Consider the following 8,063-nt stretch of genomic DNA (forward strand, 5'->3'; position numbering starts at 1 on the left):
CGTCAACCCGATGAACATGATCGCCGACATGCATGGCAGCAAAGACTACCGCGCGCATTTGGTGGGAGTGATGACTAAACGCGCCGTCCAAAACTGCGCGTAATCGCAGAGGCGATAAAACCTAAAGCCCCGGGCAAAACCCCGGGGCTTTTGTTATGAATGCAAGGTCCGGACGGAACCATTCTGGTGAACACAAATTACAGTGGTGTTCGCGGTTGTTCGACCCAGGATAGTTTGAATTTCACCCTCATCTGCATGGCAAAGCGCCGTTGACAATGCATCTGCCGATGTCGCGTCTGCAGCCTGAACGCTGACCGTCGACCATTGGGGAGGTTGCATGGTTTTTGGATTCAGGACGTGAAATTGACCACCACCCAGTCGCAACGCAGCTGGGCTGGAGGTGGCAATCGCTTGATCTTTGAGCGTCCGGGTCTGAACGATCCCGTGTTGAGGGTCGGAGACGCCAAGGGTCCAGTTGCGCCCAGCGGCGTAGTACTCTCCGATGTTGACGAGTACATTGTCCCAACCCGCCTGACGCAGCACCTCTGTGACCAAATCTGTGGCGTAGCCCTGTGCAATACCATTCAGCGTCAGCGCCTGGCCGGGATCCAGCGCAATATGATCGGGCGAAATCCGAACCCGGTCCCACCCAATGGCTTTGCGCGCGGCACCGAGGTCTCCATTCTGCGCCGCTGCCTGCCACACGGGTTGAACGGTTGGGTCAAAGCGCCCGTCGGTCTGCCGGTAGGCGCGATCGCAGGCCTGCAGAAGCGTTAGCATTTCGGGAGCGGGGGCATTGAGAAAACCGGAGCGGTTCAGCCGAGACAAATCGGATTCGGGACGGTAGAGGCTGAACAATGCCTCAAAGCGTTCAAGCTCGGCTCGGATGCGGGCGATGGCGGGTTTGGCAACATCCGGAGGGGCGTCAAAGGTTAGGCTGACCTCGGCACCTAGGGCATAGCCGTGCCATTTTGTGGGCTGGGCCACAGCCGGAGTGGCCAGCGCAGCAGCGGAGATGGCAAGGAAGCGGCGACGGTTTATCATTCGGCGGCGACCTCTCTGGCTTGGCGTCGGGCAGCGACAATCAGAGGTACGCATTTCGTCTTGTCGTCATGGATCGTCACACAGTCAAGACATTGAAAGCACTCATCATATTGGATGTGTCCACTCTTTGCGATGGCCCCGTATTTGCATTTGACCTTGCACAGTTGACACGGAGAGCCGCATTCCGCGCGTCGGTCGATCCAATCGCGCCCGCGCAACAGCCCTCCAATCGCCATGAAGGCGCCAAGCGGACAGACATAGCGGCAAAATCCCTTGAACAGCACCATTCCAAGGAACAGCCATCCCGCCGCATAGGCCACGTAATACCATTCCCGCACAAAGAAGGTGGTGACCGCGGTTTTGAACGGCTCGACCTCGGCGGCTTTGTCCACCTGATCGGGGGCGGCGAACACAACGCCCACAAGACTCGCAAGGATCACGTATTTCAACCATTTCAGACGTCTGTCCCAGGCCTCGGACGGCTCAATTTGCGGCAGGTGGAGGGCTTTGCCGAGGTGATGCGCGAACTCTTGCAACGCGCCAAAGGGGCAGAGCCAGCCGCAGAACAGCCCTCGGCCCCATGCGATGAAACCGGCGATGGACACCGCCCAGATCAGCAAGGAAAACGGGTCATACAGAAGGAATGCGAAACTGCCGCCCTCGACTGCTGCTCTAAGCGTTCCAAGGACGGTGACGATGGACAACTGCCCTTGCCCCCACCATCCGACAAAGCCGATGACAACGGCCAGCACGCCCAAGCGGAGTGGCGTGAACAAAGGTTGGGCCGCTAGTAAATTCATACGAAAGCTGAGCGCGGCGACGAGACCTGTCAGGAAAATCCCCAGAACGATCATATCAGTCTGACGGTTGCGGAGCGCCTCCAGCCATGGCGGGACCGGCGTTATCTGAACCGGACGGTTAAAGAACCGCTCGGGCGTGACATGCGGCACCTCAAGCGTGACCGAGCCTGTTTCGGGCTGGAACATGCCGTGTTCGCGCACGGCCAGCACCTTCAGAACCCAATCGCGCGAGGGGTCGAAGCCCAACCTGCGGTCTGTGCGCAGGATCATAGCGGTGCCATCGGGCAAACCATCAGCCAGCTCGACGAACAGATCGGCATCGCGCAGGGCGACCGGAAAACCGTCCTGTTCTGCTGACAGCCAGTCTGGCGCGGTATTGCGCACGAAATCTTCGCTGACCAACCCGTGGCGCGCGGTTTCGATCACCAGGATCGGTTCATCATTGTCCGAGATTTCCAGAAAGCTCTGGAGGTCGTCGAAACTGTCCTCGGCCAGCGCAGCGCGGGCGATGGAAGTTGGGCCCAGATCAACGACCCAGATATCCAAGTAAGGCTCATCCGGGTAATCCTGCGCCTTGGGGTCGTCATCCGCCCACAAGGTGCCCGCGAACAAGGCGTCGACCTGCGCGTTGGTGTAGGTCTTGCGCGTGGCGATGCCCTGATCGACAAGATCCTGCCAAGTCAGGTCCTCCTGATACTCGGGGTCGGGAAAGGCGGGCGGTGCGGTGGCCAGCCCCTGCATCTTTTCGCGGGCCACCGCCAGAGCGGCCCCCATGACGGATTCGTGGGCAATGCGCACACTGGCCGTCGCCTTGGTGACGCCATCCAGATAAACAAGCTGTGAACCCGCTGCGGCATCGCCATAGGGCGTTCCCACCACAATCGAATCCGAAATCGACAGCCCGCCATATTGTTCAAAGAATTTGTGAAACGGGGCCTCACCCAGACCCGAGACAAAGATCGGCTCATTGTGTTCGATCAGTTGGACGTCCAGAAAACGCCCCTCAAGGTCCAGAACCACCAGCATGTTGATCGGCGCGCCCGAAAACCCCGGCAAGGGGGCCAACGGTTCGGATTCAAACACATATCCGGCCTCACTGCCGCCCGAGTTCAGCAGGCTGTAGACCCCGTCATCGTTCAGCGCATCTCCCAGCGAGAAAGGGGCGCGGACATAGGTTTCGATCTGCTCACGCGGCAGAGGCTCTGCCTGAACCGACAGGCCGCTGAAAAGCAAAAACACAAGAAGCAGGATCGCGCGCATGAGCGTGAGACTATATTTCCCCCTGCGCCCATGACATTCGACGAAAGTCCTAAGTCCCGCCTCTACGACCCCAAGGCGGTTGACGCAGCCGACCCGACCCTCAACACTACACCCCATCCCTACGACCAAAGAAGCATTTTCCGAAAATCGCGCCGGTAGTAGGTTTTTAACAACGCCAGTCATTCATCGGGAGGACACTATGACTTGGAGCACACCGAAGCTGAAAGAGGTGAACTGCGGTATGGAGATCAACATGTATTCTCCGTCCGAGGACGAAGGCCGCGAGTACGAGCCCGACCTGTTCTGATCACGTAAACGCAGCGGAGGCCCGAAGTGCATTTTCTGGTTCTTGGGGCTTCTGCAGGTGGCGGTTTGCCACAATGGAATTGCGGTTGCCGGAATTGCGAGGACGCCCGTAAGGGCAAGATCCCGCCCTCCGGCCAATCCTCGTTGGCGGTGTCCCTAGATGGTCTGAATTGGAGCATCCTGAACGCCTCGCCCGATATTCGCCAGCAAATGCTGGACAGCCCCAAAATGCACCCCCGCGCACTGCGCGACTCGCCTGTGGCCTCGGTCCTGCTGACCAACGGGGATATCGACCATATCGCCGGGTTGCTCAGCCTGCGTGAACAGACCCCGTTCATCCTGTTTGCCACGGGCGATATTCTGGACGTGCTGTGCCAGAACCGGATTTTCGACGCGGTCAACCGAGAGAAGGTCGACCGCCGTAAGATTGCTCTGGGCGATGAATTCACCCTTCAAGTGGGGCTGCGGGCGCAGCTCTTTGCGGTGCCTGGCAAGGTCCCTCTGTTCATGGAGGGCGACAGCGTCCAGACCGATCTATTGGGTGAACAGACCGTGGGCGTCCGGCTGACCACCGCCGACAAGACCGCCTACTACATCCCCGGTTGCGCGCAGGTGACCGATGACCTGTTGGCCCGAATTGCGGATGCCGATCAGCTGTTCTTTGACGGCACGCTTTGGGATGATGATGAGATGATCCTCACCGGAACCGGCGTGAAAACCGGACAGCGGATGGGGCATATCTCGATCAGCGGGCCCGAGGGGTCAATCGCCCGACTGCAAGACATCCGCGCGGCGAAAACCTTCATCCACATCAACAACACCAACCCTGTTCTGCAACCCGACAGCCCGGAACGCGCCTTTGTGGAAGCCGCAGGCTGGACCATCGCCTATGACGGGCAGGAGATCACGATATGAGCCGCGAAACCCTAGAGGCCCGCTTGCGTCAGATCGGGGCGGAGCGTTACCACGATAAGCACCCGTTTCATCACCGGCTGCACAGCGGGGAATGCACCCCCGATCAGGTACGCGCCTGGGTGATCAATCGCTGGGCCTATCAGGCGGCGATCCCGATGAAGGATGCCGCCTTCATGTCACGCTGCACTGACCCCGATATCCGGCGCGAGTGGCGATCTCGCATCGAAGACCACGATGGCGGCGGGACCGAGGGCGGCGGCATCCGGCGCTGGTTGAAACTGACCGAGGCCGTAGGGCTGGACCCCGACTATGTCGCCTCGGGCCGCGGTATCCTGCCCGCAACCCAATTCGCCGTCGACGCCTATGTGCATTACGTGCGTGAAAAGCCCCTGCTGCAGGCGGTCGCGTCTTCTCTGACCGAGCTGTTTGCCCCCAAAATCCACGAACAGCGGATTGAGGGCCTGTTGCAGCACTATGACTTCGCCAATTCCGACAGCCTCTCCTATTTCCAAAAACGTCTGACCCAAGCCCCTAAGGACGTGGCATTCGGCCTGAACTGGGTTTTGGACAATGCGGACACAGAGGAAAAAGAAGATATGGCCTGCGAGGCGCTGATCTTCAAAACCAACGTGTTGTGGGCGCAGCTGGATGCGCTCTGGTCGGGATATGTGGAACCGGGCCTGATCCCGCCCGGTGCGTGGAAACCGGGGGAAGGCCTGCTATGACGCTTGAGCTGCACCAGTCTGACCGCCCCTATCTGCCGCGCGGCGTGCGGGTTCAGCGTGACGCGGTGCGCGACCGCATGGTCCTGCAAGCCCCGGAAAAGGTGATCGAATTGGACGACATCGGTGTCGCCATCCTGTCAAGAGTCGATGGTAAGACTGCGTTTAGCCAGATTGTCACCGATCTTGCCACCACCTACGGCGCCCCTGCCGATCAGGTCGAAACCGATGTTCAACGCTTCCTGCAGGCTCTGCGCAGCCGCCTTTACGTGTTGGTGCAGACATGACCGCCCCAGCCCCCATCGCGCTCTTGGCCGAACTCACCCACCGCTGCCCGCTCAGCTGCCCCTATTGCAGCAACCCTGTGGAGCTTGAGCGCAAGGAAACGGAACTGGACACCCAGACCTGGGTGGATGTGTTCCAACAGGCCTTCGACATGGGCGTCCTGCAATTGCACCTGTCAGGGGGTGAGCCCGCCTCGCGCCGCGATCTCGAGGACCTGACCGCGCAGGCCGCACGTATCGGGCTTTACACCAACCTGATCACCTCCGGCATCGGGCTGACCCCCAAACGGCTGGACCGGCTCGAGGCTGCAGGGCTGGACCACATCCAACTGTCCTTGCAGGGCACGAATGTGGCTTTGGCCGATCGCATTGGCGGCTATCGCGGCGGCTTTGACCGAAAGATGGTCATCGCCAAAGAGATCGGTAACAGGGGTATCCCGCTGACCCTGAACGCGGTCATGCACCGCCACAATCTTGATGATCTGGATCGCACAATCGAAATGGCCGTCGAACTGGGTGCCCGAAGGCTCGAGGTCGCCTGTGTGCAATTCCACGGCTGGGCCCTGCCAAACCGCGCCGCGCTACTGCCGACGCTTGAGCAGACCCAGGCCGTGAAAGACACCGTTGCCCGCGCCAGCAAGGATTTGCGGGGCGTTCTGGCCATCGACTTCGTGCCGCCTGATTACTACTCGGACTTTCCCAAGGCCTGTATGGGCGGCTGGGGATCCACAGGCCTGAATATCACGCCCAACGGCACCGTCCTGCCCTGCCATGCGGCGCAGACGATCTCCCATCTGGAATTCGAGTCGGTGCGCGACAAACCCTTGTTGGACATCTGGCACCACAGCAGTTCCTTCAATGCTTATCGGGGAACCGACTGGTTGCCCGAACCCTGCCAAAGCTGCGAGAGGAAAGAGATCGATTTCGGAGGCTGTCGTTGTCAGGCGATGGCCTTTGCGCAGGATGCCGAAGCCACCGATCCCGTTTGCAAAAAGTCACCGCTGAATAGCCGGGTCAAAGACGTTTTGGACGCCATGTCAGCCAATCCTGAAAGAGACTTCATCTATCGCAAAGCGTGACCCCCAACCAAGCTCTATGGCGGGCAGAAATATCTTCGGACATCTGTTGTAGCGGATTGCGGCACGCCGCAAATCCTTGGATCTGCAGTGCATGATTTCGATCCAGTTACGCCCTTTGTAGTGACCTTTGTCGTATTTGACAGCCTGCTTGCGTCGCCCTCGACCTACGAAACAGGCCTGCATCCCTTTTTCTTTCGACGCATCTCAGATGCCGGTCAGCGTCTTAGCCACGGTCTCCAATCAGCCAGTCAACATCTGACACGCTGCTAAGCAAGGCCCGCATGCCGATTTAGTCGCTAGCGTGCCCAGCAGTAAAAAAGGTTTACCGGACGCCCTTGGCTATCACAGATATCGTGCTAATTGATCTCCGCGCTACGATAGGCGCAGCCAATCAGGCGTCCACGCCCTCGTTTTTGAACGCCAGACCGTTCGCTATTAGGTGCTTTTGCGCATCCAGAAACAGCACGCTGAATTGAGAGCTCTTGTTCTATTCACACCCAAGATACCGCCGCTTCCTGCTTTCTTCGGGAGTAGATTTGAAATGTTTGAAGAAGCTTCGGGACATAGCGGAACGAGACGAAAACCCAGTCGCGGCGGCAACTTCTGCAAAGGGCATGTCCGTGTATTTGAGCAAGATCCCAACCCTCTCCAAACGCAACTCTTTGTAAGTGTCCAGAAGCTTCGCATTCGTTTTGCCAAGATATCTTCTCTGAAGCTGCCGGACAGATGTACCGACTGTCGCGGCAAGTTCTGAAATGCTCAACGGGTCTTCGATATGCGTCAGCATGGTCGCCAGCGTATGAATGACAACCTCGTCCCCTTTGGCTTCGCCGATGAGCCGATTGGCAATTTGACTCTCGGTTTTCTTACCGGGCTCGCTCAATCCGACATATCTGCGTAGCGCATCAGCAATATGTTGACCGTGATCATCCGAAACGAGCTCCGAAAGTAATCCCAGAGCACTGATGCGGGTATTGGCGCTGTGCAATCGACCATCTGTCGCCAGGCAAGTTGATGCCCCGCAGCTGACAATTCCCTGTTCAAAAGCAGCCGCTTCAAAAGTGGCATGCACTGCAGCCGCCCTTGGTTCCGAGCCTGCCATCTGTGCCAGCAACATCACGGCGGCGCCGACCAAAATCACTCTGGGTGACAGATTCATCACTTGCGAAACCCAAAGCTTTTGGTCTCCTGCCGGGCACCATGCACTTTCCAAATCGCCCCAGAAAACCGCAGTCCGCCCAGCCCAATCAAGTGGTCCACCAACTTTGTCGGTAGCAAGAACACTTGCTGTCACCACATAGGCTTTTTTAGCGATCAATTTGTTCAACGCATGGAAAAACTCCACGACCAATTCTGCTGATGCCCTATCCTCTTGGCAGCGCAGAATGACTTCGATGTGATGAGGGCGTTCTTTTGCCACGTTGGCGATTTGAGCTGCACCTGCGTGACAATTTTGTATGACATAATGCTTCATCAGAACCACCAATTGGTTTGATTGGGTCAGGTGAGAGAAACATTGTTCCCTTCGATGACCCCCGCCGATTTTTCGGCGGGGGTTTGTGGTTTTATTCGGCGGCTTCTTCGTAAGCTTCCATTGGAGGGCATGTGCAGACGAGGTTTCGGTCACCGTATGCGTTGTCGACGCGGTTGACG

At 58.4% G+C, this 8,063-nt stretch carries 8 protein-coding genes and 1 pseudogene; 6 read left to right on the forward strand and 3 right to left on the reverse strand.

The features are described 5' to 3' along the window. Positions 1-103: pseudogene (locus tag ACR0J4_RS22930) on the forward strand (FAD binding domain-containing protein); the annotation flags it as partial. A 50-nt stretch (positions 104-153) separates the two neighbouring features. Here ACR0J4_RS22930 and ACR0J4_RS22935 read toward each other — a convergent pair. Next, a complete protein-coding gene (locus ACR0J4_RS22935) occupies positions 154-1,044 on the reverse strand; it encodes an FAD:protein FMN transferase (RefSeq protein WP_170644461.1) in 891 nt (296 codons plus the stop codon). After that, positions 1,041-3,104 (reverse strand): 4Fe-4S binding protein, encoded by a 2,064-nt coding sequence (locus tag ACR0J4_RS22940; protein WP_170644459.1) that lies wholly within the window; start codon positions 3,102-3,104, stop codon positions 1,041-1,043. Before ACR0J4_RS22940 ends, ACR0J4_RS22935 begins: the two co-directional genes overlap by 4 nt. Before the next feature lie 199 nt (positions 3,105-3,303). On the opposite strand from ACR0J4_RS22940, the gene pqqA reads away from it, so the two are divergent. Genes pqqA through pqqE form a run of 5 tightly spaced genes read left to right on the forward strand, consistent with a single transcriptional unit; the run spans position 3,304 to position 6,410 of the window. Then, on the forward strand, positions 3,304-3,411 hold the full coding sequence (gene pqqA, locus ACR0J4_RS22945; protein ID WP_152460716.1) for a pyrroloquinoline quinone precursor peptide PqqA: 108 nt from the start codon (positions 3,304-3,306) through the stop codon (positions 3,409-3,411). A 26-nt stretch (positions 3,412-3,437) separates the two neighbouring features. Further along, complete coding sequence (gene pqqB / locus ACR0J4_RS22950) at positions 3,438-4,325, forward strand: pyrroloquinoline quinone biosynthesis protein PqqB (protein ID WP_170556708.1); 888 nt, start codon at positions 3,438-3,440, stop codon at positions 4,323-4,325. Continuing rightward, entirely contained in the window at positions 4,322-5,050 is a 729-nt protein-coding gene (gene pqqC / locus ACR0J4_RS22955; protein ID WP_170644457.1) for a pyrroloquinoline-quinone synthase PqqC, read from the forward strand. Before pqqB ends, pqqC begins: the two co-directional genes overlap by 4 nt. Beyond that, complete coding sequence (gene pqqD / locus ACR0J4_RS22960; protein ID WP_170556706.1) at positions 5,047-5,334, forward strand: pyrroloquinoline quinone biosynthesis peptide chaperone PqqD; 288 nt, start codon at positions 5,047-5,049, stop codon at positions 5,332-5,334. The genes pqqC and pqqD overlap by 4 nt, the downstream gene beginning before the upstream one ends. Further along, positions 5,331-6,410 carry a pyrroloquinoline quinone biosynthesis protein PqqE gene (pqqE, locus tag ACR0J4_RS22965; protein WP_170747446.1) on the forward strand — a complete coding sequence of 360 codons (1,080 nt, stop codon included), beginning with the start codon at positions 5,331-5,333 and terminating at the stop codon, positions 6,408-6,410. Before pqqD ends, pqqE begins: the two co-directional genes overlap by 4 nt. A gap of 487 nt (positions 6,411-6,897) precedes the next feature. On the opposite strand, the gene ACR0J4_RS22970 is transcribed toward pqqE, so the two are convergent. Further along, complete coding sequence (locus ACR0J4_RS22970; protein ID WP_170644452.1) at positions 6,898-7,884, reverse strand: helix-turn-helix domain-containing protein; 987 nt, start codon at positions 7,882-7,884, stop codon at positions 6,898-6,900. Positions 7,885-8,063: the final 179 nt, after the last annotated feature.

It is taken from the genome of Ruegeria sp. B10 (assembly GCF_056539825.1).

What these genes read in the sequence shown, in the direction of transcription:
- ACR0J4_RS22935 (WP_170644461.1), bottom strand. Translation starts at nt 1,044, where the DNA reads ATGATAAACCGTCGCCGCTTCCTTGCCATCTCCGCTGCTGCGCTGGCC.
- ACR0J4_RS22940 (WP_170644459.1), bottom strand. Translation starts at nt 3,104, where the DNA reads ATGCGCGCGATCCTGCTTCTTGTGTTTTTGCTTTTCAGCGGCCTGTCG.
- pqqA (WP_152460716.1), top strand. Translation starts at nt 3,304, where the DNA reads ATGACTTGGAGCACACCGAAGCTGAAAGAGGTGAACTGCGGTATGGAG.
- pqqC (WP_170644457.1), top strand. Translation starts at nt 4,322, where the DNA reads ATGAGCCGCGAAACCCTAGAGGCCCGCTTGCGTCAGATCGGGGCGGAG.
- pqqD (WP_170556706.1), top strand. Translation starts at nt 5,047, where the DNA reads ATGACGCTTGAGCTGCACCAGTCTGACCGCCCCTATCTGCCGCGCGGC.
- pqqE (WP_170747446.1), top strand. Translation starts at nt 5,331, where the DNA reads ATGACCGCCCCAGCCCCCATCGCGCTCTTGGCCGAACTCACCCACCGC.
- ACR0J4_RS22970 (WP_170644452.1), bottom strand. Translation starts at nt 7,884, where the DNA reads ATGAAGCATTATGTCATACAAAATTGTCACGCAGGTGCAGCTCAAATC.